This is a genomic window from Acidovorax sp. LjRoot74 (assembly GCF_964254355.1).
Lineage (GTDB): Bacteria > Pseudomonadota > Gammaproteobacteria > Burkholderiales > Burkholderiaceae_C > Acidovorax.
Genome location: NZ_CAXUTI020000001.1, coordinates 3,424,014 through 3,450,707, shown reverse-complemented (window position 1 = coordinate 3,450,707; position 26,694 = coordinate 3,424,014). Strand labels below are relative to the sequence as shown.

At 62.4% G+C, this 26,694-nt stretch carries 43 protein-coding genes and 1 other RNA gene; 24 read left to right on the top strand and 20 right to left on the bottom strand.

What is annotated here, in order from left to right; genetic code table 11:
- Positions 1–48 precede the first annotated feature (48 nt).
- From ACSQ3O_RS16185 to ACSQ3O_RS16125, 13 genes are all read right to left on the bottom strand, one after another.
- Positions 49–1,920, bottom strand: coding sequence for a YqaJ viral recombinase family protein (locus ACSQ3O_RS16185; RefSeq protein WP_436139656.1), 1,872 nt, complete (start codon positions 1,918–1,920; stop codon positions 49–51).
- Between the two features lie 70 nt (positions 1,921–1,990).
- Entirely contained in the window at positions 1,991–3,001 is a 1,011-nt protein-coding gene (locus ACSQ3O_RS16180; RefSeq protein ID WP_436139655.1) for a RecT family recombinase, read from the bottom strand.
- A gap of 182 nt (positions 3,002–3,183) precedes the next feature.
- Complete coding sequence (locus tag ACSQ3O_RS16175) at positions 3,184–3,405, bottom strand: hypothetical protein (RefSeq protein WP_436139654.1); 222 nt, start codon at positions 3,403–3,405, stop codon at positions 3,184–3,186.
- Positions 3,402–3,587 (bottom strand): hypothetical protein, encoded by a 186-nt coding sequence (locus tag ACSQ3O_RS16170; protein WP_436139653.1) that lies wholly within the window; start codon positions 3,585–3,587, stop codon positions 3,402–3,404. Before ACSQ3O_RS16170 ends, ACSQ3O_RS16175 begins: the two co-directional genes overlap by 4 nt.
- Positions 3,584–3,793, bottom strand: coding sequence for a hypothetical protein (locus ACSQ3O_RS16165; RefSeq protein WP_436139652.1), 210 nt, complete (start codon positions 3,791–3,793; stop codon positions 3,584–3,586). The genes ACSQ3O_RS16170 and ACSQ3O_RS16165 overlap by 4 nt, the downstream gene beginning before the upstream one ends.
- Positions 3,790–4,320: a hypothetical protein gene (locus ACSQ3O_RS16160; protein ID WP_436139651.1), complete on the bottom strand. Its 531-nt coding sequence runs from the start codon at positions 4,318–4,320 to the stop codon at positions 3,790–3,792. Before ACSQ3O_RS16160 ends, ACSQ3O_RS16165 begins: the two co-directional genes overlap by 4 nt.
- Before the next feature lie 165 nt (positions 4,321–4,485).
- The gene (locus ACSQ3O_RS16155; RefSeq protein WP_436139650.1) at positions 4,486–4,848 is read right to left on the bottom strand and encodes a hypothetical protein; all 363 of its coding nucleotides are present in this window, start codon (positions 4,846–4,848) and stop codon (positions 4,486–4,488) included.
- Entirely contained in the window at positions 4,845–5,036 is a 192-nt protein-coding gene (locus ACSQ3O_RS16150; protein ID WP_436139649.1) for a hypothetical protein, read from the bottom strand. Before ACSQ3O_RS16150 ends, ACSQ3O_RS16155 begins: the two co-directional genes overlap by 4 nt.
- Before the next feature lie 47 nt (positions 5,037–5,083).
- Positions 5,084–5,293 (bottom strand): hypothetical protein, encoded by a 210-nt coding sequence (locus ACSQ3O_RS16145; protein ID WP_436139648.1) that lies wholly within the window; start codon positions 5,291–5,293, stop codon positions 5,084–5,086.
- A gap of 1 nt (position 5,294) precedes the next feature.
- Complete coding sequence (locus ACSQ3O_RS16140) at positions 5,295–5,639, bottom strand: hypothetical protein (RefSeq protein WP_436139647.1); 345 nt, start codon at positions 5,637–5,639, stop codon at positions 5,295–5,297.
- An 882-nt stretch (positions 5,640–6,521) separates the two neighbouring features.
- Complete coding sequence (locus ACSQ3O_RS16135; RefSeq protein ID WP_436139646.1) at positions 6,522–7,124, bottom strand: VWA domain-containing protein; 603 nt, start codon at positions 7,122–7,124, stop codon at positions 6,522–6,524.
- A gap of 317 nt (positions 7,125–7,441) precedes the next feature.
- Positions 7,442–7,788, bottom strand: a transfer-messenger RNA (tmRNA) gene (gene ssrA, locus ACSQ3O_RS16130).
- A gap of 260 nt (positions 7,789–8,048) precedes the next feature.
- The gene (locus tag ACSQ3O_RS16125; RefSeq protein ID WP_436139645.1) at positions 8,049–8,348 is read right to left on the bottom strand and encodes a hypothetical protein; all 300 of its coding nucleotides are present in this window, start codon (positions 8,346–8,348) and stop codon (positions 8,049–8,051) included.
- Between the two features lie 52 nt (positions 8,349–8,400).
- Here ACSQ3O_RS16125 and ACSQ3O_RS16120 point away from each other — a divergent pair, with 52 nt between their 5' ends.
- The gene (locus tag ACSQ3O_RS16120) at positions 8,401–9,093 is read left to right on the top strand and encodes an SOS response-associated peptidase (protein ID WP_436139644.1); all 693 of its coding nucleotides are present in this window, start codon (positions 8,401–8,403) and stop codon (positions 9,091–9,093) included.
- 60 nt (positions 9,094–9,153) lie between these two features.
- Here ACSQ3O_RS16120 and ACSQ3O_RS16115 read toward each other — a convergent pair whose 3' ends face one another.
- The 6 genes from ACSQ3O_RS16115 to ACSQ3O_RS16090 all read right to left on the bottom strand — a co-directional run bounded on the left by ACSQ3O_RS16115 (position 9,154) and on the right by ACSQ3O_RS16090 (position 12,274).
- Entirely contained in the window at positions 9,154–9,888 is a 735-nt protein-coding gene (locus ACSQ3O_RS16115) for a hypothetical protein (protein WP_436139643.1), read from the bottom strand.
- 119 nt (positions 9,889–10,007) lie between these two features.
- Entirely contained in the window at positions 10,008–10,433 is a 426-nt protein-coding gene (locus ACSQ3O_RS16110) for a thermonuclease family protein (RefSeq protein WP_436139642.1), read from the bottom strand.
- Complete coding sequence (locus ACSQ3O_RS16105; RefSeq protein ID WP_436139641.1) at positions 10,430–10,876, bottom strand: hypothetical protein; 447 nt, start codon at positions 10,874–10,876, stop codon at positions 10,430–10,432. Before ACSQ3O_RS16105 ends, ACSQ3O_RS16110 begins: the two co-directional genes overlap by 4 nt.
- A complete protein-coding gene (locus ACSQ3O_RS16100; RefSeq protein ID WP_436139640.1) occupies positions 10,869–11,126 on the bottom strand; it encodes a hypothetical protein in 258 nt (85 codons plus the stop codon). Before ACSQ3O_RS16100 ends, ACSQ3O_RS16105 begins: the two co-directional genes overlap by 8 nt.
- A gap of 58 nt (positions 11,127–11,184) precedes the next feature.
- Positions 11,185–11,397: a hypothetical protein gene (locus ACSQ3O_RS16095; protein WP_436139639.1), complete on the bottom strand. Its 213-nt coding sequence runs from the start codon at positions 11,395–11,397 to the stop codon at positions 11,185–11,187.
- A gap of 25 nt (positions 11,398–11,422) precedes the next feature.
- The gene (locus ACSQ3O_RS16090; protein WP_436139638.1) at positions 11,423–12,274 is read right to left on the bottom strand and encodes a LexA family transcriptional regulator; all 852 of its coding nucleotides are present in this window, start codon (positions 12,272–12,274) and stop codon (positions 11,423–11,425) included.
- Positions 12,275–12,359: 85 nt separating this feature from the next.
- Between ACSQ3O_RS16090 and ACSQ3O_RS16085 the strand changes: the two genes are divergently transcribed.
- A complete protein-coding gene (locus ACSQ3O_RS16085) occupies positions 12,360–12,620 on the top strand; it encodes a helix-turn-helix domain-containing protein (RefSeq protein WP_436139637.1) in 261 nt (86 codons plus the stop codon).
- 41 nt (positions 12,621–12,661) lie between these two features.
- Here the strand turns inward: ACSQ3O_RS16085 and ACSQ3O_RS16080 are convergent, their stop codons facing one another.
- Entirely contained in the window at positions 12,662–12,967 is a 306-nt protein-coding gene (locus tag ACSQ3O_RS16080; protein WP_436139636.1) for a hypothetical protein, read from the bottom strand.
- A 144-nt stretch (positions 12,968–13,111) separates the two neighbouring features.
- Here ACSQ3O_RS16080 and ACSQ3O_RS16075 point away from each other — a divergent pair, with 144 nt between their 5' ends.
- From ACSQ3O_RS16075 to ACSQ3O_RS15970, 22 genes are all read left to right on the top strand, one after another.
- Positions 13,112–13,486, top strand: coding sequence for a hypothetical protein (locus ACSQ3O_RS16075; protein ID WP_436139635.1), 375 nt, complete (start codon positions 13,112–13,114; stop codon positions 13,484–13,486).
- Complete coding sequence (locus tag ACSQ3O_RS16070; protein WP_436139634.1) at positions 13,483–13,743, top strand: hypothetical protein; 261 nt, start codon at positions 13,483–13,485, stop codon at positions 13,741–13,743. The genes ACSQ3O_RS16075 and ACSQ3O_RS16070 overlap by 4 nt, the downstream gene beginning before the upstream one ends.
- Positions 13,743–14,033 (top strand): hypothetical protein, encoded by a 291-nt coding sequence (locus ACSQ3O_RS16065; protein WP_436139633.1) that lies wholly within the window; start codon positions 13,743–13,745, stop codon positions 14,031–14,033. Before ACSQ3O_RS16070 ends, ACSQ3O_RS16065 begins: the two co-directional genes overlap by 1 nt.
- 115 nt (positions 14,034–14,148) lie before the next feature.
- Positions 14,149–15,051: a hypothetical protein gene (locus ACSQ3O_RS16060; protein WP_436139632.1), complete on the top strand. Its 903-nt coding sequence runs from the start codon at positions 14,149–14,151 to the stop codon at positions 15,049–15,051.
- A complete protein-coding gene (locus ACSQ3O_RS16055; RefSeq protein WP_436139631.1) occupies positions 15,038–16,411 on the top strand; it encodes a replicative DNA helicase in 1,374 nt (457 codons plus the stop codon). Before ACSQ3O_RS16060 ends, ACSQ3O_RS16055 begins: the two co-directional genes overlap by 14 nt.
- 1 nt (position 16,412) lies before the next feature.
- Positions 16,413–16,601, top strand: a complete 189-nt coding sequence (locus ACSQ3O_RS16050) for a hypothetical protein (RefSeq protein WP_436139630.1) — start codon at positions 16,413–16,415, stop codon at positions 16,599–16,601.
- A complete protein-coding gene (locus ACSQ3O_RS16045) occupies positions 16,598–16,783 on the top strand; it encodes a hypothetical protein (RefSeq protein WP_436139629.1) in 186 nt (61 codons plus the stop codon). Before ACSQ3O_RS16050 ends, ACSQ3O_RS16045 begins: the two co-directional genes overlap by 4 nt.
- Positions 16,777–17,196, top strand: a complete 420-nt coding sequence (locus tag ACSQ3O_RS16040; RefSeq protein ID WP_436139628.1) for a hypothetical protein — start codon at positions 16,777–16,779, stop codon at positions 17,194–17,196. The genes ACSQ3O_RS16045 and ACSQ3O_RS16040 overlap by 7 nt, the downstream gene beginning before the upstream one ends.
- A 5-nt stretch (positions 17,197–17,201) precedes the next feature.
- Positions 17,202–17,645 (top strand): DUF1367 family protein, encoded by a 444-nt coding sequence (locus tag ACSQ3O_RS16035; protein ID WP_436139627.1) that lies wholly within the window; start codon positions 17,202–17,204, stop codon positions 17,643–17,645.
- Positions 17,642–18,205, top strand: coding sequence for a nuclease domain-containing protein (locus tag ACSQ3O_RS16030; protein WP_436139626.1), 564 nt, complete (start codon positions 17,642–17,644; stop codon positions 18,203–18,205). The genes ACSQ3O_RS16035 and ACSQ3O_RS16030 overlap by 4 nt, the downstream gene beginning before the upstream one ends.
- Positions 18,202–18,480 (top strand): helix-turn-helix domain-containing protein, encoded by a 279-nt coding sequence (locus tag ACSQ3O_RS16025; protein ID WP_436139625.1) that lies wholly within the window; start codon positions 18,202–18,204, stop codon positions 18,478–18,480. Before ACSQ3O_RS16030 ends, ACSQ3O_RS16025 begins: the two co-directional genes overlap by 4 nt.
- A 20-nt stretch (positions 18,481–18,500) precedes the next feature.
- The gene (locus ACSQ3O_RS16020; RefSeq protein WP_436139624.1) at positions 18,501–19,019 is read left to right on the top strand and encodes a hypothetical protein; all 519 of its coding nucleotides are present in this window, start codon (positions 18,501–18,503) and stop codon (positions 19,017–19,019) included.
- 23 nt (positions 19,020–19,042) lie between these two features.
- On the top strand, positions 19,043–19,480 hold the full coding sequence (locus ACSQ3O_RS16015) for a hypothetical protein (RefSeq protein WP_436139623.1): 438 nt from the start codon (positions 19,043–19,045) through the stop codon (positions 19,478–19,480).
- Between the two features lie 2 nt (positions 19,481–19,482).
- Positions 19,483–19,713, top strand: coding sequence for a hypothetical protein (locus tag ACSQ3O_RS16010; RefSeq protein WP_436139622.1), 231 nt, complete (start codon positions 19,483–19,485; stop codon positions 19,711–19,713).
- A gap of 62 nt (positions 19,714–19,775) precedes the next feature.
- Positions 19,776–19,940: a hypothetical protein gene (locus ACSQ3O_RS16005; RefSeq protein WP_436139621.1), complete on the top strand. Its 165-nt coding sequence runs from the start codon at positions 19,776–19,778 to the stop codon at positions 19,938–19,940.
- Between the two features lie 39 nt (positions 19,941–19,979).
- Positions 19,980–20,684, top strand: coding sequence for a hypothetical protein (locus tag ACSQ3O_RS16000; RefSeq protein WP_436139620.1), 705 nt, complete (start codon positions 19,980–19,982; stop codon positions 20,682–20,684).
- The gene (locus tag ACSQ3O_RS15995; RefSeq protein WP_436139619.1) at positions 20,674–21,402 is read left to right on the top strand and encodes a terminase large subunit domain-containing protein; all 729 of its coding nucleotides are present in this window, start codon (positions 20,674–20,676) and stop codon (positions 21,400–21,402) included. The genes ACSQ3O_RS16000 and ACSQ3O_RS15995 overlap by 11 nt, the downstream gene beginning before the upstream one ends.
- Positions 21,402–22,166, top strand: coding sequence for a terminase (locus ACSQ3O_RS15990; protein ID WP_436139618.1), 765 nt, complete (start codon positions 21,402–21,404; stop codon positions 22,164–22,166). The genes ACSQ3O_RS15995 and ACSQ3O_RS15990 overlap by 1 nt, the downstream gene beginning before the upstream one ends.
- Before the next feature lies 1 nt (position 22,167).
- Positions 22,168–24,357, top strand: a complete 2,190-nt coding sequence (locus tag ACSQ3O_RS15985; protein WP_436139617.1) for a portal protein — start codon at positions 22,168–22,170, stop codon at positions 24,355–24,357.
- A 49-nt stretch (positions 24,358–24,406) separates the two neighbouring features.
- Positions 24,407–24,613 (top strand): hypothetical protein, encoded by a 207-nt coding sequence (locus ACSQ3O_RS15980; RefSeq protein ID WP_436139616.1) that lies wholly within the window; start codon positions 24,407–24,409, stop codon positions 24,611–24,613.
- Between the two features lie 30 nt (positions 24,614–24,643).
- Positions 24,644–25,588 carry a hypothetical protein gene (locus ACSQ3O_RS15975; RefSeq protein ID WP_436139615.1) on the top strand — a complete coding sequence of 315 codons (945 nt, stop codon included), beginning with the start codon at positions 24,644–24,646 and terminating at the stop codon, positions 25,586–25,588.
- 25 nt (positions 25,589–25,613) lie between these two features.
- Positions 25,614–26,657 carry a N4-gp56 family major capsid protein gene (locus tag ACSQ3O_RS15970; protein WP_436139614.1) on the top strand — a complete coding sequence of 348 codons (1,044 nt, stop codon included), beginning with the start codon at positions 25,614–25,616 and terminating at the stop codon, positions 26,655–26,657.
- Positions 26,658–26,694 lie beyond the last annotated feature (37 nt).

Here is a 26,694-nt window from a genome sequence, read left to right as displayed (position 1 = left end):
CAGAATGAAAGCGGCCCGCGCGTGGCGGGCCTTGGTTGGGGGGCGGGATCAGGCTGCGACAGCGGCCCGGGATTTCAGGAACTCAGCCTTGGCGGCCAGGGCCTGCGCGGCGATGGCTTCACAGATTTCTGGGAAGTCGTCTTCGTGGTACAGCGGCGCGGCACGCTCGCGGCCGGCAGCCTCGAAGCCCAGCGCGCGCAGGTCTTCGGCCGTCACGGTCATGTGGCCCAGGCGCTCTTTGATGGTTCCGATGCGCAGGGTGGGCGGGCCGGTGCGCTCCTTCGGGGCGAACATCGCGGCTTGGTAGCCCGCGCTGGCCTCTGCGCAGTCGTCACACCCCTTACCAACGAGGCCTTGCTGCTCGCCCTTCTCGCAGCAGTAGGTGGCTGCCGCAGCCGCGCGCTGCGCGGTCCCGATCACCTGCTGTGCGTCCAGTCCGGCCACCGCCTCGGCGTGCTGCTCGCGCACCAGGGTGCCCAGGTCGGCAGCCACCGCAGGGTGCAGCGTTTCGGCCTTCGCCGCCTGCGTGATGGCCGCCTGCGCGGCGCGCTCTTCGGCGGCCAGCTTCTCGCGTGCCTCACGGTCGGCGCGTTCGGCTTCTTCCTTGCGGATGCGCTCGCGCTCGGCTTCCTGGCGCTGCTGCTCGGCCGTCACCCGGTTGGCGATGATCGCTGCCAAGTCGTCAGGCGCCTTGAGCACCAGGGCGGCCGCATCGTGCACCACCAGCCCGCTGTCCTGCAGCGCCTTGACGTTGGCATGGATGCGGTTGGCAATCTCGCTGGCGGCGATCTTGGAGCGGGCCAGCTCGTCATTGATGGCGCTGCGCAGGCTGTCCACCGTGCGCTTGTTCTTCACCGCAGCGCCGAAGTCTGCGGGAACCGTGGGCATGTAGCTGGCGGGCATGGCCGCATTCAGTGCGGCGATGTGTACTGCCAGCTCTTTCTGCCCGCGCTGCACCTCGGCCAGCTTGATGTTGTCTTTCTGCGCCTTGACCAGCTTTTCCAGCGCCAGGCCTTTGGCGTCGAAGGCGGCGGCAATCTCGCGCACGGTGTTGATCGCTGTGTTTATGTCGCCCATGTGGCCCATGGCCTGCTCTACAGCCAATTCCAGCTTGTCAGCGGAGTCGCGGCAGAACCGTGCATCCGCATCGGCGTCAGCAAAATCTTGATCGGTGGCCAGTTCGGTGTTGATGGCTTCGATGTAGGCCAGCGCGGCGGGCTTGTAATGCTCCAGGTTGCAGGCTACCAGCTTGCCCTCCACGCGCATGTCGAACACCACCGGCAGGCTGGCAACGACTTTCTTCGCTGCGGGGGCGAGGGAGTCCTCGGGCGGCACCCAGGCGGCCACATCCTTCTCCAACTGGGCCCACCCGGCCACGATCTCGGCGCGCAACGCGGGGTCTGGGGTGTACCAGCAGTGGCGAGCTTCTACCAGCCCGTCGTCGCTCCACTTCGACGCAGTGAACAGCACGCGGGTCAGGTTCTCCTCGACCATGCACTGCTGCTCCATCTGTACGCGGTAGACCTTGGGCAAGTCCGCACCGGTGCAGCCCTCCACCATGGCGGCGCGCAGATCCGCATTCAGGCTTTTGTGTTCCCAGCCCGTGTCGCCCATGAGGGTCACGCCATCGAAGCTCGCGCTGTACTTGCCGTTGCTGCCAACGAGGGGGGCCAACTCTTCGTCGATGATCTTCTCGGCCAGCGGCCGGGCCAGGGCCTCGAAGCGGTGGCCGGCGTCGAAGATGCGCTGCGTGGCTGCATCCACTTCGGGGACGATGCCGGTGGCCAGCTCGGCGATCAGCTGGTCCCGCGTCTTGTACGGGCTGCAGCCCAGCATGGCGGGGGCGTCGCTGGCGTTGAAGTGGTTGCGACGGTAGGCATGCCATTCGGGGCTGCCCTGCGTGAGGTGATGCACTTGCATGGGAATCTCCTGAAAATCCGGGTGAGGCGCTTAACTGGAAAGCGCGGATAGCTATCTTTGTGATAGCGAATTAGCCGTGGGCGAACTCGCCCAGGCGCTGCTCGTAGAGCGCATTCAGCTCGGCCTGCTTCTGGGTGTCAGGCACCTGCGAAACCAGGTCTGCAGCCAGGTTGAGCGAGTCCACATCCTTGGCCGCGTGCAGCTTGTCGCTGACCTGGGCGAAGGTGACGGCTGGGCCTGCGTCGCCCGTAGGCGCAGCCGCCTCGCCCTTTGGCAGCACATCGGTGGCGGCTGCGTTCTTCACCGGCTTGATGCCGCGCAGCGTTGCCTTCTGCTCTTCGGTCATCGGCGTGTTGGGGTTGCGCGATTCCGTGAAGGCGATCAGGTCGTCCGCTGTCTTGCGTGCGCCCTGGATTACCTCGCGCCACTTCGGTAGATTTGCGGCGAACTGCTCTGCGGGGTAGGGCGTGGGCTCGGGCTTCACCACGTCAGCGGGCCCCATGTCCTTGATTCCGCCGGTGGCTTCCAGCTCATCCGGTGTGTAGACCCCCAGGATTGCGCCCGGCTTGAACGCACGCGCCCAGTTCTTCACCTGCAGGTAGCCCATCTGCTGGCGGGGATTCGTATTCCACAGCGGCGAATTCTTGGTGGCCACTTCCGTTATGGACAGCCACTCGCCCCATTTGATTTCCGTCTTCCCGCGCGGGATGGCCCCAACCCGGCATTTCAGGTCGTTCTTTCCAGACCCCTGGTATTCGTACTCAAAGTCACCCACGATGGCGCCCGTGGACTGCAGGACGGCATTCACGAGTTGCGCTTCGTACCCCAGCGTTCCATTCACAAGGTGCGTCTTCTGTGCCACCGCAAAGGGCGACATGTTCCATTGGAGCGCCTGGAGCGTGACGGCCATGCAATCGGCGGGGCTTCCCTGCAGGTGCTTGGGCACGGTGCTGCGGCCCGATGCCATGAGCTCGGCCATGCGGAAAGCCTTGTCCATGGTGTCGTTGCTGAGCACGAGGCCCGTGCTGCTGGCGCCGCTGAGCGTCAGTGCGTTCTGTTCATTGTTCGATGCTGCGTTCATGTGAACCTCAGATGAAGGGTTGATGCACCCAGGCCATGTAGAGGGCCAGGACTGCGGATGTGGTCAGGAGCCAGGCGGCGAAGGCGATGGCGGCTTTCACAGATTGATCCCGATGCAGAGCCCGAGGCTCAAGCCGATCAGCACGCATAGGGCGATCTCTGTGGTGCGGAGTTCGAAGGGGGTCATGGCAGCCTCCACTGCACCCAAGCGCCACGCACATAGACCGCGCTGTAGGCCAGAGACAGGGCCAGCAGGCCCCAGGCAGATGACTGCAATGCGAAGGCCACCCAGAACGGTTGCCCGCACAGGCCGACCACTGGCGCCCAGCGCCGGGCACGCGGGTTGTGGCCCGTGGCCATGTAGAGCGCGGTCAGCCCGAAGAAGGCGAGCGCGAGTTGGATCATTTGCGGCTCCCCCATACGTGCTTTGAGCACACCGGGCAGATCACAAACCAGAGAGCGCCGTCGCGCGGGTCATGCGACCACTGCACCTCGGAGTGCTTGAATTCCAGCTCGCTCTTGCAGTGCCCGCAGGTTTCGTGGTGGGTCTGGTCTTCTGGCAGCTGGCCTTGCTTGATGACCTTCATGGCTGCTCCCGGTAGCAAACCAGCACATCCCCCTGCCACTCAAACGGCTTGCCTTCGCAGGCACGGCGCGCGGCGAAGTCGCGGGAGTGGTGGGCCTGCTGCAGCCGCTCGTCGGGCTCTGCGCGGTCCTCGTAGGTGGTGCCCGCCACTGCCGCCATGCCGAAGGCGATGAGCGGGCCCAATGTCCAAACGATCACTACTTTCATGTGGGTTCTCCGGCGGGCTGCTTGATGTGTGAAGCAACCCAGTTGCGCATGCGCTGCCAGCGGCGCTGGGCAACGATGGCGGGGTCGATTTCCACGCGCACGGTTCGCTCGTGGTACTTGTAGCCATAGGGTTTGAAGTGGTGGGGCGGCATGGGACCGCAGATCACCACGTCCACGTACTCGTAGGTACTGGTGCCCTCGTCGTTCTCCCAGACGATTTCACGGACCATCGCGGGAGCAATGCCAAAAAGGGCGGCCACGGCGCCCCAGTCCTCCGGGTCAACGGTGGTCATGTCCAGGCCGCGCTTGGCACCCAACACGCCCAGCGTGCAGTAGTCGCCATCTGCTGTAACCAGGGACTCGCCAATCAGCGCTTTATCCGGCATGGCATCCAGCGCGGCCAGCACCTCGCGCAGCGCTGCTTGGCCGCGCTTGCCGTTGAGGGCACTGTTCACAGCGGCGCGCCAGCGGCCCATGGCCAGGGGATCGTCGTCGCCGTAGTCGTCGGTGTATCCGCTTCTGCTCATAGCGGGTCTCCTTGTTCAAGTGCGTCTGGATCCAGCTCCGCGCCAATGGCGGCAGCCTCGCGCTGGCGCTGGGCGGCCGCCTCGTTGTGGCGCTTTGTTTCTGCCTGGGCTGCTTGGGTGCGGCGAAGGCAATGACGCGGGCTGTATGGTCTTGGATGGGGTCTGTCACGCTGCCTCCTTTGCCAGTCGGTTGGCGATCAGCGAAACGCGCCGCTTTGCTGCACCCAGTGCTTTGCGCATGGGCTTCCGCTCTTGGATGAGCTGGTGCGCGCGCAGGGCGTGCGGGCAGTTCTCAGCGAGAAAGCCCTCTATGTCGTCTTCGTGGTTCACGTAGTACCAGCCCTCGTACGGCCCCGCGTACTTCTGTTCGTAGGCGAGCTTGAGCCACTTGTTCTTGCCCTCCCACTTGTCACCGTCAGGGGCGGCCATAAGGCTGTCGCTGAGGGCTTCCCCGATCTGCTTGTCCATCGCTGCAACCGCTGCTTTGGCGCGATACCACTCCACCAGGGCGAGTTCGGTTTTGCTCACGACCACACCCCCATGTGCGCGTTGTGCTGCACCTGATCGGCCAGGGCGCGGTGGTTGCGCGAGGCCTCGCGGTGCTGCAGGTGCTCCAGGTCGGCCCGGACACGCAGGGCTTCCAGCGCTTCGGGGGTGATCGGCGGCGGGGCGAAGGGCGCCACAAATGGGCGCAGCGTTGTGTGTACGTTTTGCATTGCGCCTCCTGGGCGTAAAAAAGCCCGCTTGGTGCGGGCTGGGTGAATCAGAAGGGGATTCCGTCGTCTGGCTGGTATCGCTGCCAGTGGGGCCGCGTCAGCGGGTCGTCGTGCTGCGGGTATTGGTCCCACAGCTCGCGCCAGCGCCGAACAAGGGCGGGCTCGCCGTAGTACATGAACCCGTAACCTCCATAGACACGGGCCTCGCGGTGCGCGCGGCGGTAGAGGGCGCGCGTCCAGCGGAACTTGCGGGCCATGTCAGGCTTCTACGACGTGCTCAATCGCCAGCAGGCTCTGTATCTGGCCTTCGATGCGGGTGGCTTCTGCCTGTGCGGTGGCTAGCACCTGCTCCTTCTGCTGGCGCAGCGTGGCAACAGCCTTAGTGGTGATTTCCTTCTGCGGCAGCAACTCGATTTCAATGCGGGCCTTGCCGACCATGATGTAGCCATCATTGGCCCAATGAGCGCGCAGTGCACCTTCCTTTGTCAGGTTGTCTTTGCTCACGATCGTGAATTCATCGGCTGCGGTTTTCTCGGGGTTGGCTGGGTCGAAGCGCGTGTATTTGCTGACCAGCGCGACAGCATCACCGGTGATTTTTGTCATTGCAGGCTCCAAAGAAAGCGCCCACGCAGTGGTGGGCTGGGGGGAAGAAAAAAGCCCCGACTGGCGGGGCGAACCCCTGCGCATGGCAGGAGGGGAGGGATGGGGTGGGCGCACCGGTTTCCCGGCTTTGGTTGCGCTTTCGCGCGGGGCGCCCGTATTGGTTGGGCGGAATGCTTTGAAGGGCGGGCTGGGCTTGATTCCAGCTTGCTACACACTGCCAGTAGTTGCGTTGGGTTGCGCGTCCACAGAGCCCACTCCACTTGCCTGTCGGCACCTTCGCAGCTATGACCTCGGTTCTTTCGCGTGATGCGGTGCGAGCCGCTCGCTAAGAGGGTTTCCACGAGTGACCCATGCCGTTCATAGTCGAATGTTTCTGCATCATGCCTAGCGTGTCCATCCACGCCGCCGCCCATCAAAGCACTCCAAAAGGTGCGGGGCTTCCACCCGCTGCGCACACGGCCAGGAACCCCCGACCCGCTCTTGATGGTTATCGAAAGGGAGCACGCCTACCGGCTAAATCCGTGTCGGACCCGTTGTGAAGAGATCCACAGGCACTCGCAACCGCACGCAGTGCGCTTGACCCCGAATGACACGCGATGCCCTCGCTGCGCTGTATCGGCTTCACCATCAACCAACCCCACTCGATCCCAATTTCATCCGCCCTGCGCAAGGCGGCGCGTAGCTCGCGGGACTGCGGTAGCGAGCTTTCAGTGAGTGGGGTTGGTTGATGGCCCCGGCGCTGGGCCGGGACGGTGGGTTACTTCAGCCAGTCTTTGGCTGCTTGCCACATTGCGGAGTAGGTCCGGTACTTGTTCCCGCACCAGAACCCACCCGCGAACATGGCGACCGTGAAACTCAAGAGAATCAGGTCAACCATGGCGATCAGTCGTTGATGGCCGCCAGAACCAGTTCGGCAGTCGTGGCGAACTTTTCGGCTTCTTCAACCGTCTTCGCGTCTACGATGTCGAACTTGGCGCCCTTGAGGTCGTCATCCAAGCTGCGCAGGTAGCGGGTGGCTGCTGCGTCACTGCCCACCTGCACAAACAGGATGGTCAGTGCATCGTCTGTTTCTTGTTTGTTGGCCGCATCGCGGATCACCTTGGCGGCGGCTGCTTGGTCGTCTGGCACGCCGTCAGTGAAGACGATGATGAAGTCCTTCTTGTCGGACTTTCCAGCCAGCTTCAATGCTTCGGTCAGCGCTTCAGCCAGCGGCGTAGAGCTGCGAGGACGGCGGCTGGCGAACACATCCGCGAGCTTTTGCGCGTTCACGCCGTCGTAGCTGTCAACACCTTGACCGGAGAACACCACCAGACCGATGCCGTCAGCGTCGATCTTGGCAAGGTCGCGGGTGAATTGCTCTGCGGTTTCTTGCACCGATGCCCAACGGCTGCGGCCTTTGACATCTTCGGTTTCCATGGAGCCCGAAGCATCAACAACAACGATGAAGTCGTACTCGGACAGGGTGGTTTCGATTGCAGTGGTCATTTTGAAATTACCTTTGATGCCGGATTGAATAAGGCCCCGGCGTTGCCTTGGAGAAAACCTCAACCGCCTGTCACGCGGCTCAGGTTTCGGCCCTCGGCTGAAGGCCTCCGCAACTGGCATCTCCCCGATCTCTCAGGCTCCAGCTGCTGTTGTCCCGGCTTTGACCGCCCCGGGTGGCGAATTGAGCGTTTTTGATCTAGCCCCTGCTGGGCCTGGTTCGCGGGTGTTGGTTCGCGCGCCACCTGTCTTTTGCTTCTGCCGACAGATCCACGGGGCAGGGCCTTGCGGCCTTTTCATCCAGCGATTGCGCAAGCGCATGAGGAAGGTGCCCAGCTTCTGTTGCCAACCGCTGGGCGGGTCCGACTTAGGCGTTGGCCTGCATCAAGTAAGAGCTGTCATTGGCAGTTCTTGGTTTTGCGCTGCTTGCGGCAGTCGCCTCTCGGGTCGTCAGCTTCCATTTCCTCGCGCTGTCGAAACCATGTCAGCCCCATCAAAAGCACAGCACACCCACAACAGGCGGTTGTCTCGCGCGGCTTTCGAGTCGCAACCCCGCCGCCGTCTATCTGTGCTTTTGGTGGAGCTGGGCGGAATCGAACCGCCGTCCAGCACGCACCCACTTCAACCTACAGGCAGCGTTTCGGCTGCCACACGACCATCACACTGCGGGCCGACGAAAGCCCATCCGTGTTCACCTTGCTCATGCGCTCGCTTTTTAAGGAACTCCGTGGTGACCGCCGATCCGCTCACCCTGTCGCTGCGTTTTGCTGCGATGGGTGAATTATCAGCGCCGCTGATTTGTAAGTCAATCAGTGGCGCTGATATTTCTTCTTGGGCCGGATACTTATAGGCATACGTAGTCCAACGCAGACGCAAAAAAGCCCGCACGAGGCGGGCAAAGGGCACTGCGAAGTGTTGGGATGAAGATCAGCCGCTGAGCCGCAGGCGCCAGGCCTGGGCAACCCAGCTACCTTCCGGGGTCTTCTCCAGGCCATGGATCTCCAGCTCCCCGGCCACCATGTCCACGATGCGCGGCTCAAACAGGCGCTGCGGCGAGAAGCAGGACAGGTGCAGGGCGGGCACGGTGCCGAAACGGCCCTCCAGGCGCACCACGGTCAGGTCGCCGGAGAACTCATGCATCTTGCTGGCGAACGGCCGCCGACCACCCTTGCAGTAGAGCTGCAGGATGGTGGCCTTGACGGGGTGGGAGATTTGGAGCGGCGACATAAATACTGGATAAATATACAGTGTTTGAGCGATTGGGTGTAGAGTTGAACTCATGTGCAATCGGTACGTTTCGCCAGACGAAGCCGCCATCGAGCGAGAGTGGTCGGTGGGCAGCCGCAACCCCATTCGGTGGTGGGATGAGGTGCTGTTCCCGAGAGGGACTGGCGCGTTCATCCGCCGGGCCCGCGATGAAACCGGGTACAGCCGCGAGCTGGTGGCCGGGCATTGGGGCCTGATCCCATGGTTCGCCAAGGAACCCAAGCTGGCGTACCAGACGAACAACGCCCGCAGCGAAGAGCTGGCGGCCAAGGCCAGCTTCAAGATGCCCTGGGCGCGCGGGCAGCGCTGCATCATCCCGGCCGATTCGTTCGATGAACCGTACTGGGGCCCTTACGACGCCCAGTTCAAGAAATGCGAGTGGTGGCGGTTCCGCCGCGCTGATGGCCGCCCCTGGGGCCTAGCCGGGCTGTGGAACACCTGGACCGACAAGGCGACAGGCGAGGTGCACGAGAGCTACACGATGCTGACCATCAACGCCGATGGCCACCCGCTGATGGGGCGCATGCACAAGAATGAACTCGACGCAAAGACCAAGGAGCCGCTGCCGCTTGAGGATCAGGACAAGCGCAGCGTGATCCCTATCGAGCTGGCGGACGTTGACGCCTGGTTGGCGGGCACACAGCAGGAGGCGGCGGGGCTACTGCAGGTGCCTGCGGTTGAGCTGTTCAACGCTGGGCCTGCATGAAAAAGCCACCCGGAGGTGGCTGGTGAGAGTCTGCGGAGACGACTCGCTTAAAAGCGACTTTCAGCGGGAAAAGACACTTTCAAGGGAGGAAAAAAGCTTTTCCTTTTCCTCTGCAGATAGGTCTTCATCCATCCCTACAAAGGGAGCAGCTGCTGATATTTGGCCCGCCTGGATCTTGTTAAGAACTTCGTGGATAGACGTGTCTTCGGCTGCTGCGACATCCACTGGCACAGCTTCAGTCTTCCCGTCTAGATACATGACTTTCCCCTTCCTCAGGAACTCCAGCCGATAGTCTGCGTATGGACCATCGATACCGAGAGTTCCGGTCTTTGTTTCGTAGTCGAAGTGTCTGACAGCGCCGCCGGTAAGAGGGTCGGACAACTTCGCTTTTTCTACAGCGGCAATAGCGTTCCGACAATTGGGCCAGTAGTCCATGGCGTACTTTGCGCCAGTGCCTGCGAACGTAGCTTCACTATTTATAGCATTGTGATTCAGCTGGGTCAGGATTTCACCTGTTCTTGCATCCAGCAGTAGCATCGCAATGCCCTTGGTTTGCAACTTCCGAAATGAGTAACTCCCGCTGTAGCTGGCTACGCAGATAGCGAGTTTCCAATCATTCATGATGTCAGCGTACCCTGCAAACATCGCAATGTGATCAGGTGTGCTCACTATCTTTTGATAGTCTACGTCGTCTACAAAGATGATCTTTGGCCGTGCCGTGTTTCTCAAGTCTACTGACCAGCGGGAGTCTACCGCCAGTCGGTGATTTAGCAGGTCGTGAATATTGGTTGTCATCGTGCTATGCCTATTGGAGCACGAATGTAAGCAGAAGTGAGAAAGTTTGCTACTGTTTTTGAACCAATTTCAGACCAGCAGCCTTGCTCCGACGCATTGTGCACACGCGTGCACTGACATTAGTGCACCTTCCGCCACTCCCAAGGTGCTACAGCCTCCTGGCTCCAAAGTCCTCGCCCCTCGGCTTTGGCCGTAGATTCCAGCATTTTGAGATCCGTACGGCCAACCGCGTACTTGGTGTAGACCCAGGCCATGCCCGCGCGCACCTGCCTTGTGGCCACGTCCTGCCCCTGACACTCCACATCCGCTACGGTGCGGTCGTACTTGTCGGTTGTCCTGGGGGTGATCGTCGCGCGCTGCTGGAAGCACAGGGCCGCCAGGTGCTGGCGAGATACCTGGCCGAAGGCCTGGCGCTTCTCAGGCGCGTCAATGGCGCTGATGCGGACGGTGATCTGCTGGTAGGCCCCGGGCTCACCGCAGCGGGCCTTGATGGTGTCACCGTCTGTGATGGCGATGACGAGACAAAGGAGGGCGGCTGCCGTCAAGGCTTGGCGGGTAAGGCCGGTGTGCCGTTCCCGCGTTCGTAGCCCTGGGGGACGGTGATGATGATCGGCGGCTGAGCAGTAGGCAGTTGCTTCGGGGTAGCGTTGTTGAGAACGAAGGTGATGATGGTGATTGCCGCCATGGAGATGGCTATGGCCGTGCCAACTACCCACTTAATGATTTCGGACGTGTTCTTGTGCATGTCCGACCTCACGCCTTCGACAGACGCCTTGATCTCGCCGCGAACAGATTCAAAACCCTCCCGGGTTTCGCCGCGCAGCTTCACCACCTCTTCCTTGGTGGAGAGGGTCGGTATCAGTGCTTCGAGCTTCGCTAGGCGGGCGTCCATGTCCTCATTATGGGGTGGCCCGCCGCCACCTTCAAGGCGGGACTCTATGGCCTTGATGCGACGATGTGCTTCCATGTCGTAAGCAAATTCAGCCATTGACGAAGCTTTCCATGGCGGAAAGTAGAGCACTGAAGCGCGTGTCCAGATCGTTCATGGATCTATCGACGTCGGCTTTCAACTCTGACCAGATAGGCTCGGCGGAAGCTGGCAAAGGGTCTTTCATCATGACCTGCTCTTCCAGAATGCCAATGCGTATTTTCAGTTGCTTCACTGCCAAGCGCGTTTGCGCATGCATCTTGATACTCTCAAGAAGCAGCGTGGTTAGTTCTTGGTTCGTCGCAGGCATCCCTCTCTCCTTGTTCTATCTGCACTGGGCGCTCAAAACTGCTCGCTGCGCCAGAATCTTAGGACCGATCCTCAATTTGTGCGCTCAGTCGCCGCAGCTGGAAATCAATCACATCCAGCCGCTTGTTGAGGCCGTGGAACAGGACTCCGATGTACACCGCCAGCCCTATGCCGACGCGCGTGTATCCAGGCACATCCTGGAGGAACGCCATGAGGATAAGGAAGCCAATGATGATGGCCGCCCATTTCGCGATTGATTTCATAGTGGACATGGATTGATGCTTCTCCATTCGGTGTTCAATACTGTTCACTGCGCCACACGGTCAGCACCTTGCCCAGCACCTCAAAGTGCGGATTTTTTGGCGACATCGGGTAGGGGGGGTAGTCCGGGTTTTTGGAAATGATGTTGAGCATCACGCCATCCCCGTGGGGGTCTGGCACCCGCTGGATCATCTTGATGTAGCCCTCTTCCCCGACGCGGAAGAAATACACACCTTCGTGCGTTACCGTCTTCACGCCCGTGTCCACCAACAACGGATCACCAGGATTGAACATGGGCCGCATAGACGGCCCGAAGCCTGTGACGATGCAGAGATTGCGGATGCCAGTGTGTGATGGCACGTTGAGGCGGAGCCAGTCATGCGATACGCGCCAGCTCTTGATGATGCCTGGTTGATCGTCCAGCAGCAGCCGGCCGGTGGTGTCCATGCCACCGCCCGTGTCGAACTCGGTAATTACCAAATCTGGCGGAGAGCCAGAATCTTCGGATGGGGCCTCGTGGGGGGGCGCTGAAATGTGTGCGGGTAGTCGATTTGAGAAGACGGGCTTACTTTCACCCGTTGTGAAGGAACGCAAGCCGTCCTCTTCGCTGATCCAACTCATGCGAGCGATCTGTTCTGCGATCCGAGTGCTGAATTCGCCTACTTGACAGCCCAGCCCCTGCGCGAAGCCAACAGCTGCTTTGATGCTCAGGGCGGATTTACCACTGAGGAAGTTCGCCACCGCGCTCTGGCCACCGATGCCGAACTCAGCGCCGAACTCTTTCTGGCTGCTTGGCTTCACTCGGTCCCAAATTGCTTTCAAAGCAGCAGCTTCAGCCTTATGGGCCTCGGTGACTATGGCCTTGCGTGATGGTTCTCTTTCAGACATGGGCGGAGATCATCCATGCCGCTGATAGAAAACGATCAGCGGAACTGATTGACATGCAAATCAGCGCCGCTGATAATGCAATCCCATGAAGACCATCAAAGCAATTCGAGAGCTGCTTTCCATGACCCAAGAAGAGCTTGGCAAGGCTCTCGGTGTGTCGCAGGGAAGTGTGTCCGCCTACGAGTCCGGCGTCGCCTCGATCCCCGTCCCGAACGCAATCAAGTTGATTGAGGTTGCTGGCGGCAAGGGCTTCCCGCTCTCTTTGGACCAGATTTACGGCCGCGCAGGCATCGTGACGCCCACCCGCAAGGCCAAGCCCACCACCCAGGAGGTGAGCCATGGGTGAAGTGACTTCCAACAGCCGACTGTCACAAGTCGTGCGCGCTCTCAGGGTGGAGTTTGCCGGTTCACGCAATCCAGCAATAGATCCATCCATTGTTGTGCTGCTGTCCGGTATCTCTCGATCCGCTCGGGCCTCACTTGCTCGGCAATCGAGTCCATGTGCGTCAGGTACGCGTCGGCCAGGAGCTTCGGCTCGGGGTGCGTTGACGCTAGTGCCGTCAACACGCCGCGCATCGCTGCCTGCTCTGCAAACAAGTCGTGCAGCGCTTCGACCATCTCTAACTGTAGTTCCTCCATCTCCCCAAACGGGTTCTGGGGCGGCGGGGGTGGAGGGATGCTGAATTCGCTCATGTCTGCCCCTTCTGGCAATGGTCGTGTGAGAGCTGCCATTTTGTGCCGGAAGAGGGCGGGCACCTACATCGCAAATTTGTTTCGTGTTCATGGCGTCCATTGTTTGGCATGCCATTGATAACCAGTGATACCCGGAGATAACACATGCCATCAACCGTTATCAGTGCTGCCAAGGATCAGCTCACGCTGAACTTTGAACCCGGCCTTGCAGAGCGCTACGGATCTCTGCGCGAGTGCATCGCAACTGGTGTCTATCAGCGCGGCCTGAAGCGCGTGGCCATCGACCTCGATCAAGCGCCCAGCAACCTGTCAGTGCAGCTCTCGGAAGACAGCAGCCGCAATTTCAGCGTGGACAGCCTCGAAAAGTACATCGAGAAGACCGGCGATACCGCTCCGGTGATGTACCTGATTGAGCGTTTCCTGGCCGCAGATGCCCGCAACGACAACGGCAAGAAGCTGGCAGCTATGCGCGCCAAGATGGCCGAAATGATGCGTGAGATGGAGGGGCTGTCGCAATGACCACCCTCAACGCTTGCACCATGGTCAGACCACGCGGCCCCGACCTTGACATCCCTGCCAAGCCACCGAAAAGCAAGGCATCTCAGTCTTCCGAAACCAATTCCTTCGGAACGTTGAAGGCGCTGGACCGCTTGGGTCGGCCAACGGTGACGACCCAGCCGCGCACCCAGGGCGGTATCACGCTCAACACTCGCCGACCCAGCGCCGCCACTCTGGCGAAGCAGGCGCGCGCGGGCAGCGGTGGAGGTGCCGAGTGATGCGCACCAGCCAGCACGACCTCTTTGGCGCGGCTCCCGCTCCGCGCAACTTCGACCAGGACGCATTGGGCTTCCTGATCGCTTATGCGCGCAAGCACAAGGGCCAGGCATTCAGCGCCGAGCACGTCACCCTGGCAGCCCAGGAAAAGGGCATTGCGCCCGACGACCTGCGCGCGTGGGGTGCCGTGTTCACCCAGGCCGCGCGCGACGGGCATATCCGCCGCAGTGAGGTGCTCTTCTCGCGCTCGATGGGCAATGGCTCGCTCTCACCAGGATGGACAGCAGCATGAACTGGCAAGCCTACGTTGACGCAAAGCGCGCTTGGGTTGCTGCGCATCCCGACGCTACGCCCGAGCAGTACGAAGCCGCCATGCGCGCGCTGGCCGAAGAGATGGGGGTCTAGGCATGCGTGATTACGGGGTGGTTTCGCCCAAATTCTGGATTGGCGAGACAGGCAAAGCTCTGCGCGGGAACGCTCCTGCTCAGGTCTTGGCTCTGTACCTGATGACTTGCCCACACGCCAACATGATCGGCGTCTTTCACTGCCCGGTTTTGTACATGGCGCACGAAACAGGCCTGGGCATGGAAGGGGCTACGAAGGCCCTTCAAAGCCTAATCGAAGCCAACTATTGCACCTACGACGAGGCTTCGGAGACCGTGTTCGTGCACCGGATGGCCGCCTACCAAGTTGCTGAGGCCCTCAAGCCAGGCGACAACCGCGTGAAGGGTGTTGAGCGCGAGTGGTCAAACATCGGCTCAGCGCAACTGAAGTCTGCGTTTGCAGCTATATATTCTGTAGCGTTTCACCTGCCTTCCGGAAGCAATCAGCAAAGCCCCTTGGCAGCCCCTTCAAAGCCCCTCAGAAGCCAAGAACAAGAACAAGAACAAGAACAAGAACAAGAGCAGGAGAAGAGCGCGGGCGAGCCCGCTACGCCTCCCGATTCTGGAAAACAGAAATCCCGATCGACAACCCTTGCCGCGTACCTCGATGTGTGCCGCGCCGCTGGCGTGAAGCCAATCCCCGAGGACCACCACATCCGCCGCTACTGCGCCGACGCCGGGATAAGCGACGAAATGACGGCTATCGCCTGGCTGCGCTTTCGCGAGGAGCACACGACCGGTACTCGCAAGGCCAAGCGGTACATCGACTGGCCCGAGACCTTTGCGAACTGCGTGAAGTCGTCGTGGTACGGCCTGTGGGCCTGCAACGCCGATGGCCCGGCCAACTGGACCACCAAGGGCCTGCAAGAAAAACGCGTGGCCGACGCCCGTCGCGCCGAGAAGGAGAACGCACATGAACATGCATGACTTGCCCGAGGAGCTGATGCACTGGTCGCCGGAGGCAGAGGCTGGCGTGATCGGCGGCCTGCTGGTGGCTGGAGCTGAAGCCTATGACGCCGTGGCCGACTTGGTGGGCGCCGATTTCTTCGCCGTTGGCCTGTTCTCCAGTGCATACCGCATCATCGAGTCGCAGGTCCTGGCTGGGAAGCCCGCGGATCTTGTGAGCGTGTACGAGGCCCTGCGCGGTTCGGAAGAAGACGCCGCCCGCACCCTGCTGGAGCTGAACCGCTGCACCCAGGCCTACGTGGGCATGCGCGTGCTGCGTCAACATGCCCTGATCGTTTCCGAGAAGGCCGCATCCCGCGCCCTGCAGCGGGCGGCAGGGGAAATTCAAGGCATTGCCGCCGACGAGACCATTGCGGTGGGCGATCGCATTTCGACCGCCCAGGCGACGTTGGAAAAAGTGGCCCAGCCTGCAGCCAAAAGCGTTCCCATGCCGGTGGCCAGCTTTGTGGCGGGCTTCATCGACCGGCTTCAGGAGATTGCAGACGGAACAGTGCAGCCCGGAATCCCGACCCAGATACCGACCTTGGACCGAATGTTGGGTGGCGGCATGAAGGGCGGCAAGCAGTACATCGTTGCCGCCCGGCCATCAGTCGGCAAGTCGTCCTTGGCCCAGCAGATCTGCTTGAACTTCGCGGAACAGGGGCATGCCGCTGCCATGTTCAGCATGGAGATGGGGTGCCCTGAACTCACCGACCGCACAGTGGCCAACATGGGCCGCGTGCGCCTGGATGCAATCGGCGACGGCAAGCTCAACGATGACGAGTGGGGGCGCGTGAGTGAGGCCATCGAGCGCATGCGCGGCCTGGAGCTCTACTTTGACGATCAGCCCGCCATGTCATTGGGCGACATCGTGGCCAAGGCCCGGGCGCTCAAGCGCAAGCACAACCTCAAGTTGTTGGCGATCGACTACCTGCAGCTGTGCGCGAGCGGAAAGGTTGGCGACAGCCGCCACCACCAGATCGAGGAAATCAGCCGTGGGCTCAAGGCCCTGTCGAAGCAGCTGGACATTTCCATCGTCACTCTGTCCCAGCTCAACCGAGAGGTGGAGAAGCGTGCCAGCGGGCGCCCGGTGCTTTCCGACCTCAAGGAGTCGGGCGCGATCGAGGAAGACGCCGATGTGGTGCTGATGCTCTGGCGGCACAAGGTGGGGCAGTTCGCCAACACGATCGGCTGCGCCGTACCCAAGAACCGCCAGGGCAAGGTGGGTGAGCTTGCCCTGCACTTCGAGGGCGCGCACCAGCGCTGGACCGAGTCCACTGAATCTCTGGCCGAGCCCATGAAGAAGCTGGGCGGCGGGAACCGGTACACGGAGGACTTCTGACATGCCGCAGAAACTCCACTGCGCCCGCTGCGGCCGCGTCACCCTGCACCCCGCCGTTGTCATCGGCGCCCAGCCCTTTGGCCGAGTGTGCGCTCGCAAGGCCGGGCTGGTCGAGCCCAAGCGCCGGGGCCGGGCATCTGAGGCATGCCGGGACAACCGCACCCTGGATCTGTTTGGAGGTGCCGTATGAAGCTGGCGCAACTGACCGCAGGCGTGCGCTTTGTTCTCTTGCGCACAGGCAAGCGGTACGAGGTGGTTGACCCGTTCCGTGGGCATCACGTCAAGGTTCGCGATGCGAGCGGGCGTGACAGCGAGTTGCACCGGGCGTGCTTTGTGAAGCCGATTGTGAAGGCTGGAGGTGCAGCATGCTGATTCTCGGAATCGACCCCGGCGTCAATACTGGCGTGGCCACCTACGTGGGCGGCAAGCTGGCCCACCTGGACACTATCGCCCCGGTGGACATTGCAGCCCGCATCGAGCTGGCCCGCCCCGCGCGCGTGGTGTTTGAAGACTCCCGACTTGAATCCTACGTCTGGAGCCAGATCAAGAGCCGCGCCGCCGCCCTCAAGATGGCCCGCAACGTGGGTGAGGTGGATGCATGGTGCAAGCTGATCGTGGCGATCTGCGCGAAGCACGACATCCCCGCGCACGGCATCAGTCCGACCCGGAAGGGCGCCAAGGTGGACGCCGAGCGCTTCGCCGCACTGACCGGCTGGACTGGCGCCAGCAATGAGCACACCCGCGACGCCGCCATGGTGGCGTGGCCATATCGGGGGACAAAGTGAAAGCCATGCTCATCAAGTCCCCCAAGGGCCTGGTCGGCAGCACGCCCGCCGATCAGGACGCATGGGCCAAGTTCAATCGCCGCCTGGAAACCATGAAACCCGGCACCTGGCTGCGCATGGAGTGGAGCAGGCCGCGCAACGGCGCCCACCACCGCAAGATGTTCGCGCTGCTGCAGCTGGTGGCCGAGAACAGCGAAACCTACAACACGCCCGAAAAGGCGCTGGTGGCGGTGAAGCTGGCCGCAGGCTACTTCGACCCGGTTCCCGACCCGCGCACGGGCGAAATCGTGCCGGTGCTGCACAGCGTCAGCTACGACGCCATGGACCAGGACGCTTTCGAGGCTTTCTACAGCGCCGCCCTGGACGGAGTGCTGCAGGTCATCTTGCCGACGATGCCGCGCGAGATGGCCGACCACCTGATGGAGATGATCGTGGAGGGCTGGGCATGAAAAGAACCGGCTTCCGCCCCCGCGCGCCCCGCCGCGAGCCGCGCGACCCAGACCGCGTGCGCAGCATGCCCACCGTCACGCCCGGCGCCTTCCGCGCGCCGCAGCCGGTGGTGGCCGCGCCCGCCGCTGCCCCGAAGTCGGCCGCCCAGCGTAACGCCCACCTGCGCGACATGGCCCGGGGAATGCCCTGCCTACTGCGCGTGCCCGGTGTGTGCACCCAGGACCGCGCCACGGTAGTGTGCTGTCACAGCAACCTGAGCATCCATGGCAAGGCCGGGGCGCGCAAGGCAGACGACCAATACAGCGTGTGGGGTTGCGCAGCGTGCCATTCCTGGCTGGATCAGGGCCCAGCGCCGCGCGCGCAGAAGTTCGCCGCATTCATGGCCGCCCATCTGGCCCAGGTGCTGGAGTGGCGCGCCATTGCCTTCGATGGGAGCAGTGCACCGCGCGATCGGGCTGCAGCTCTTTGGGCGCTCGGGCTTCTGAATTCACAGCCAAATCCGGGCTTTACGCGCGTCGCAAATGGATGTGCAGCTATCAAATCAGGAGCGGCTGAATGAACAAACGACAGAGCGCCGTGCATCAAGCGCTGAGCGAAACCGAATCGAGAAGCATGGCCGACCTGGCGCGCGCAACGGGCCTCAGCCGGGCTTCGGTGTTCCGCTCGCTGGTTTCCCTGCAGGAGCTGGGCCGCGCTCGTGTCGAGGTGATCGGGAAGACGCAGCACTTTGTGGCTGTGCCTGTCACCGAAGAGCCGCCTGCTGAAACCACCGTGGCCCGGGCGATCCGCCTGCGGCCAGCTCTGCACACGATTTGGAGCAACCACGCCGCATGAAAACAACCAGGGAGGACTCTATGACCGCTGAACAGACGACGACACCGCCACAGGACCGCATTGAGCGCCTGGCTGACCGCGTGCTGGCCGTAGGCAAGGCGGTGGCCGCCCAGGGCGACGGCCGCACCTTCACGGTGGACTCGATCTACGACGAGATGAGCGAGATCAGCCGCCAGCGCTTGGGCGATGCCCTGAAGACGCTCAAGGACGCCCGCCGCATCCATGCCATCGGGCGGTCCAAGGGCATCTACGAGCTGGAAGAGGCATTCCCGCCGAAGCGGAAGATATCGCTCACCACGATGACCGACGGCTGGCGGTTGCTGGAGGTGGGGGACGAGTTCTCCATTGCCGTGACGCCAGCGGAGGGCGCGGAGGTGGGCGGCTACCTGGCAGGCGATGCGGTAAGGTTCAGCATGTCCGAGAAGATCAAGGCCATCGAAAGCGCCCTCGCTGATCTGCGGCACGAGAACGCGAGCCTGAAGCAGGCGCTGCGCGATGTGCGCAAGTCGGCCACTGCTCAGGCGGCACTGCCCCTGTAGGGCGACCCAGTAGGATTGCACCCATGACCCTATCAGCCGAACAACTGGCCCGCGACATGCTGGAACGCATGGGCATAGAGGACGCCCAGAGCTTTACCGCCGGGCAGTTGGTGGAGCTTGCAAACCTGATTGCCGCGCGCGCTCAGCCCGAGCAGGGTGCCACCCTGGCGCTCTACAAGGGCGCGCGACCAGAAACCACCGAAGATGCTTGCGAGGCCCAGTGCATCGGTAGATCATCAGTCGGCTTCTTGGCGCCATTCATGGATTCGCAGTCTGTAGCCAGCGAGGGCACACCAAAGGACTTCCTCAATCCCGAATGGGCGGAAGGCGGCAGAGTTCACAACTGGCACAACTACATCAGCGAAGAGGTGCAAGCCATGTGGCCGAGTTACAGCCAGGAGCAGCGCGCAGCCCTGGCGCGGCAGGCGGAGGCACAAGCTGACAACGAAGAATGGGATTGACCATGCCCACCCAGCTCGAAATCTCCGACTGCTTCGAGTCGCTGTTATGGGCGGAGGCATCCGCCTGGGTGCGCGCAGAGGCTGAGCGCCACGGCCTCACCTGCAAGATGGAACGCAGACGCCACTGGCTGGTGCTGGAGCGGGTGAAGTTCACGGTGGCAGGGCATCCGCGCGACGTGCTGCGGTTCGCCCGCCGGTACAACGCGGCGATTGCCGCATTCAACGCCCCATGAAGGCAGAACCCTGCCCCAGGTGCGCCAGCCCCCTGGCCCCGGGCCACGCGCTGGAATCCACCATGGCCCCAGCATCCCATCCTGATCACCTGACGGACGGGGCAGGGCGTGGGACCACCATGCGCCCGAGCGGCGCAGCCCGCATGGTGCCCGTGCTCAAGTGCACCGTCTGTGGCTACAGCCGAAGCATCGGCGCCAACGGGCGCGAAACAGGCGACCCCCTGTAGGGTTCGACCGCATCTTCCATCCCCGGAAAACTCCGGGGCATGGCGAAACAAAAAGCGCAACAACAAGCGCAACATCCAGAAAAAGCCCCCTCGAAGCGCAACAAGCAGGCAGGGGAGAAGCCTCGCGGACGCCATAAGGTGGACTGGGAGGCCGTGGAGCGGGACTTCCGCACTGGTCATTTCACCCTGCGTGAGCTGGAAGCGAAACACGGTGTTTCGTACGCCCAGATCAGCCGCAAATCCAAGCAGGACGGGTGGTCCAAGGATTTGCGCGATGTCATCCGCCAGGCTACCGATGCTGCTCTGTTGCGAGATTCCGTAACCGATGCTCAAAAAGATGCAACGGAAACTGTCCTTGTTGCAGCTGAACTGAATAAAAACGTAATCCTCGCCCATCGAGGTGACCTCAAGTCCACCCGTGATGTGGCGGCCGCGCTGCTGTCGGAGCTGTCCAACGCAGCGCTCTTGGCTGAAGACCAGGAGCTGCTGGCGCAAGTGCTCGCTGGCACCGGGGCGGAGCCCGTAGATGAGGGGCGCGCCAGGGCCGCCGTCAGCAAGGCGCTGTCGGTCAGCACGCGCATCGCCAGCGTGAAGCAACTGGCTGACGCTTTCGACAAGCTGCAGGTGGCAGAGCGCCGAGCCTTTGGCCTGGATGAGAAGACGGAGCGCACGCCGAACAGCCTGGCGGATATGGCCACCGACGAGCTGAAGCGGATGCGGGAGGCTTTGCGCAATGGTTCCTGATCTGCCGCCTGTCTTGCGTGACGCCATGCTGGCGGAGATCGAGCGCGAGTTGTCCCGCCGAAAGATCGACGGCATGTACCCGGATGACGGGCCCTTGCGCCGGGAGCTTTACCCCAAGCACATGGAGTTCTTTGAGGCTGGCGCCCGCTACCGCGAGCGGTGCGCCATGGCCGCCAATCGTGTTGGCAAGACCGAAGGCATGGGGGGCTATGAGACTGCGCTTCACCTGACTGGTCGTTACCCCGACTGGTGGCCGGGTCGCCGCTTTGACCACCCTGTGCAGTTCTGGGCGGCTGGCAAGACCAACGAAACCACGCGTGACATCGTGCAGCGCAAGTTGTTCGGGCCGGTGCGCGGCGCTGGCCCCGACAAGCATTTCGAGGGCACGGGCCTGATCTATGGCGATGCCATCGGAAAGATCGCGTGGAAGCAGGGGGTGGCCGACCTGGCCGACACGGTGCTGGTCAAGCATGTTTCGGGGAAGTGGTCCGAGCTGGGTCTGAAGTCCTACCAGCAGGGGCGCGGCAGCTTTGAGGGCACTGAGCGCCACGGCATCTGGCTGGATGAAGAGCCTCCCATGGAGGTCTACAGCGAATGCCTGATCCGCACAGCCACGACCAACGGCATTGTCTACATCACCTTCACCCCCCTCGAAGGAACGACCGGGACGGTGCTTTTGTTCCTGGAGCCTGACTCGGCATCCACGGAGGTGGACTGATGCCAGCAGTTACCGCAACGCGCTACTTGGTGACTGCCGGATGGGACGATGTGCCCCATCTGGATGCAAAGACCAAGAAAGAGCTGTGGGACAGTTCGCCGCCGCATGAGCGCGAGGCCCGAGCGAAGGGCATTCCTACATTGGGCTCTGGCCGCATCTTCCCTGTGGAAGAGGAGGCGATCAAGGTGGCGCCGTTTCCCATCCCGGCGCACTGGGCGCGCATCAACGGGATCGACTTCGGATGGGATCACCCAACGGCTGGTGTCCAGCTGGCTTGGGACCGCGACAACGACTGTATCTACGTCACTCAGGCCCACCGCCGCAGCCAGACGCTGCCAGTGGTGCACGCAACGACCATGAAGGCCTGGGGCACTTGGGTGCCAACCTCCTGGCCGCACGACGGCGAGCAACACGACAAGGGATCTGGCGAGCAGCTGGCCAAGCAGTATGCGGCCGCTGGGCTGCTGATGCTCAGGGACCGGGCCACTTTCGAGGACGGCTCCAATGGCGTCGAGGCCGGGCTGATGGAGATGCTGGAGCGCATGCAGACCGGCCGCCTCAAGGTGTTCTCCCACCTGGGCGACTGGTTCCAGGAGTTCAAGCTGTACCACCGCAAGGACGGGAAGGTGGTCAAGAAGCTGGATGACCTGATGAGCGCCACCCGCTACGCGATCATGATGAAGCGCAAGGCCATCACGCGCCCCGCGCCGCCACGCCAGGCTGGCGGCGGCTGGAATCCTTTGGACCGAGAAATAGGGTACTGACATGCAAGCCACCTACGAACAAGGGGGGGTGCAGCCCCAGGACCAGACTCCAGACCTGCGCGACATGTTCGTGCTGACGCTTCTTTCCAAGCGTAGCGAGGCCATCTCGGGCCGGGCCGGATCCGGCATCGAAGAGGAATGGACCGAGGACGAGGAGCACTATCAAGGCATTGATGACGCTAACCGTGCGTATCAGAACGCCAATCAGCTATTTCGCAGCCGCAAGGCTGCACTGACTGGCACTGCGCCCCGCAACAGCGGTCCGTCGCGGTCTGTGGTGTTCCTCAACATCACCCGGCCATACACCGACGCAGCAAGCGCCCGGGTGGCCGACATGCTCTTGCCGACAGACGACCGGGCCTGGGAAATCAAGCCCACGCCCATCCCAGAGCTGAGCGCTGCTCAGCTTTCCAAGCTCGCCCAGGCCATGGGGATGCAGCATCCTGCCGAGGCGATGGATGCCATCGAGGCCAAGCAGGAGCAGGCGAAAGAAGCCGCTGAGCGACTGCAACGCGCTATCGAAGATCCCCTGGTTGAGAGCAACTGGCACGGCGAGGTGCGCCACGTTATCGAAGACTCGGCCCGCATCGGCTCTGGCGTACTGAAAGGTCCGTTCCCCGTGCAGCGGACCGCTCGCATGACCCGCAAAGATCCTGTGACCGGCTTGACAGAGTTCATCAAGATGGATGACATCAAGCCTGGTTCCAAGCGCATCGACTGCTGGAACTTTTTCCCAGACCCTGCTTGCGGGGAGAACATCCACAACGGCAGCTATACCTGGGAGCGTGAGTTTATCGGCCGCCGCCAGCTCAAGGAGATGCTGGCAGATGAGAGCTACGACCAACATGAGCTGATGGCTGTTCTGCGCGAGGGGCCGGCTCGCACCCGCGAGGGTACTGAGGCCGTGTACCGCGCCAGCGACGATGAATTCGAGATGTGGATCTTCTACGGCCACGCGGCCCGCGAGTACCTTGCAAGGCTGGGCGTGGAACTGGAGGAAGGCGATGAAGACCGCATGCCCACCATGGCGGTGATGATCAACGACCGCCTGGTGAAAGCGGTGCTCAGCCCCCAGGAGGATGGTCAGTTTCCCTATGACGTGCTGGCCTGGCAGCGGCGCCCCGGTATGCCTTGGGGTGTTGGCATCGCGCGCCAGATCCGCACTGTTCAACGCATGCTCAATGGCGCGACGCGGGCCATGATGGACAACAGCGGGCTGTCGGCCGCGCCCCAGGTGATCATCGGCAACGGCGTGACGCCGCAGGACGGAAGCTACGTGTTGCGACCCGGGAAGGTTTGGCGCGCGGAGGCCAATGCCGATATACAGGACGTTCGCGCTGCGTTCAATTCGTTCGTCGTGCCCAGTGTCCAGACCGAGCTGATGAACATCATCAACTTCGCCATGAAAATGGCCGAGGACACCACTGGCATGCCAGCCATGCTGCAGGGCATCCGTGGTGATGCGCCCAACACGCTGGGCGGCATGCAGATGCAGAACAACAACGCCACCAGTGTGCTGCGCCGTCTGGCCAAGCGCTTTGACGACTACATGACCCGACCACACATCCAGCGGTACTTCGACTGGATGATGAGCTACAGCGACGACGAGAGCATCAAGGGCGACTTTGAGATCGAGGTGCGCGCGTCTTCGGCTCTGGTGGAACGTGACGCCCAGCAGCAATTCCTGATGTCGCTTCTGCAGGTCGCCAAAGACCCAGCGTTTGAACTGGACCCAGCAAAGCTGGCTGCCGAGTTGTGCAAGGGGCAGCGCCTCGATCCGAAGCGGTTCCAGCTCACGGATGAGCAGAAAGCGCAGCGCCAGCAGGTTCAGCCCGATCCGGTTGCAGTGGCCAAGGCAAAGCTCCTGGAGGCCCAGGCCAGCAAGGTCGAGTCCGAGAAGTCCAACGTGGACATGGAAACGCTCTACAGCGGGGTTCAGACGGGCCAGGTGCTGGCAACGAATCCAGGCGTCGCTCCTCTGGCCGACGAGCTTGCGATATCTGTTGGGGTTGTAGACAGAAACGGCGGAACCATCGTGCCTCAGTTGGCCGAAGCGGCGATCAACCAGCCGGTACCGGTGGCCGTGCCCAACAGCACCGACCCTCTCACGCCAACAAGTCCGGCGCTTGGATTCCAAGAGGGGATCGAGACACCCGAAGCGGACGGTGTTGTGGGCTCAATCGCGTCATGACCCCCTATGGGGTTTGTTGCTTTCGCTGCGCCTGGGAACACTGCTTCGCATGACCCTGGAATTCAACTCCCCCACCTGGCGAGCTGTCAGCGCTCACGCGAATGCGCAGATCGCCACGCTGCGAGAGAAGAACGACAGCCCGTCAATGGACGCCATCCGCACCGCTGAAACACGCGGGCGGATTGCGGCTTGGAAGGAACTGCTGGCGCTGGATAAACCGGCCCCGGCGACAACCGCCGACGTTGGTGGCTACTGACCTCGGCATGCAAACAGGAGTGCATGACGCATGAACGTACGTGAGCAGGAACAGGCGGAAGAGCAGGCGGCTTTCGAGCGGGCCTTTGCCAGTGCCACGGGAACAGCCGTCTTGGAGCCCACTGCTGCATCTGCTGATGCAGCGGCCGGCGTAGACGGCGAACCCGGGGCGGCGCAAGAAGGCAATGCCGATGCCTCTGCCAATGCTGCTGCGCAAGAGGCTGGTGATGCCGACAAGGGCGCAACCGATGCTGCTGGTGACCAGAGTGGCGAAAGCTCTACTGGCGCGCCAGCGGCGGAGGAAGACCCGGTGTTGCTCGATGGGCTCAAGCGCAGCGAGCTGCGCCGCCTGCTGAGCAACGCCGCCGATGTGGACGGACTGCGCAAGCAGCTTGACAAGGCCCACGGCAGCATTGGCGATCTGAATCGCCGGTTGCAGCAGGCCGTGCCAGTTGTCACCACGGCGCCAACGACTGGCCGCCAACTGCCCCCGGAACTCCAACAGTTCGAGCAGGACTACCCTGAGTTTGTCGCGTACGTGAAAGCACTGGGGATCACCCCGCAACAAGCTCAGGAAGTCGCTCCACCGGCTGAACAGTCGCATACCGAGGCCACGGGTGCGCAGGTTTCAGCGCAGGCCGGGCAAGACGCTTGGGTGGTTGAACTGGCGGTGATGGACCGCGTGCACAAGGGTTGGCGCGAAAAAGTCGTGACGCCCGACTTCAAGCTGTGGCTTGCCCGTCAGCCTGATGACATCCGCAATACGTACGAAAGCACGATGTCTGCGGACGAATTGGGCGGCATCGTCAGCAAGTTTGACGCAGAGAGTGCGGCGCGCGAAACGCGCCAAACGCAGGGTCGCAACCGCTTGGAGCGGGCGCTGACGCCATCTGGGAACGCTCCGCGCCCCCAGGCCGCGCCAACCGAAGAAGAAGCAATGCGCGCCGCTTTCGCGGCCACCATCGGCCGACGCTGAGTAGCGCGGCCACAAGGAGAGACTGATGCCTCAATTTTCCAGCAACAGCCCTGCCGCACGTATCGGCAAGCTGAAGGGCGACATCCTCGCCCACGCCGTGCCCTGCGAAGTCCTGGGTATCACCGGCCAGCAACGTGGCATGCCCAAGAACTCGGGCAAGACTATCGTGCACCGCCGGTATCTGCCCTACGGCGCCGCTGCCACGAACTTCAACACCATCAACCGCCCGGTGGCCGATGCTGCTGCGCATGAACTGACCGAAGGCGTCACGCCGACTGCTGACACCCTGGTTCCGCAGGACATCACGGTGACGTTGAAGCAGTTCGGCTGCCTCTATCAGCTCACCGACCAGACGGCCGACACCTACGAGGACGACGCGCCTGCAGAAATGAAGCAGCAATGCGGTGAGCGCATCGCCCTGGTGCGCGAGATGATCCGCTATGGCGTGCTCAAGGCTTGTACCAACGTGTACTACGCAGGTGGCGGCTCCACCCGAGCCAGTGTGAACAGCAAGATCACGCTGTCGCTGCTGCGCAAGGTGAGCCGCAATCTGCAGGCCAACCACGCCAAGCGCATCACCAGCATCCTGGCGCCATCCGTTGACATCGCCACCCAGCCAGTGGAAGCCGCCTACCTGGTGTTCGTCCACACGGATGCCGAGGCTGATGTGCGCGATTTGGCCGGGTTCAAGCATGTGTCGGAATACGGCACCCGAAAGCCCGTCAGCCCTTACGAAATTGGCTCCGTGGAGAACTTCCGGTTCATCACCTCGCCAGAACTGGCGCCGTACCTCGCGGCTGGTGTGGCCGTTGGTTCCACTGGTCTGTCCAGCGCTGGCGGTGTGAGCGTGGACGTTTACCCGTTCATCATGGTTGGCGAAAACGCCTGGGGTCAGCTGGCGCTGCGTGGCGGCGATTCGCTCGACCCCACGTACATCCCGCCCGGCCAGAAGGATAAGAGCGACCCGCTGGGCCAACGCGGCTACGTGGGCGCCAAGTTCTACATGGCCTGCACCATGCTGAACGAAGGCTGGATGGCTGTCGCTGAAGCGGGCGTGACCGCGCTGTAAGGCAACGCAGAGAGGGGCTTCGGCCCTTCTCTCGCCA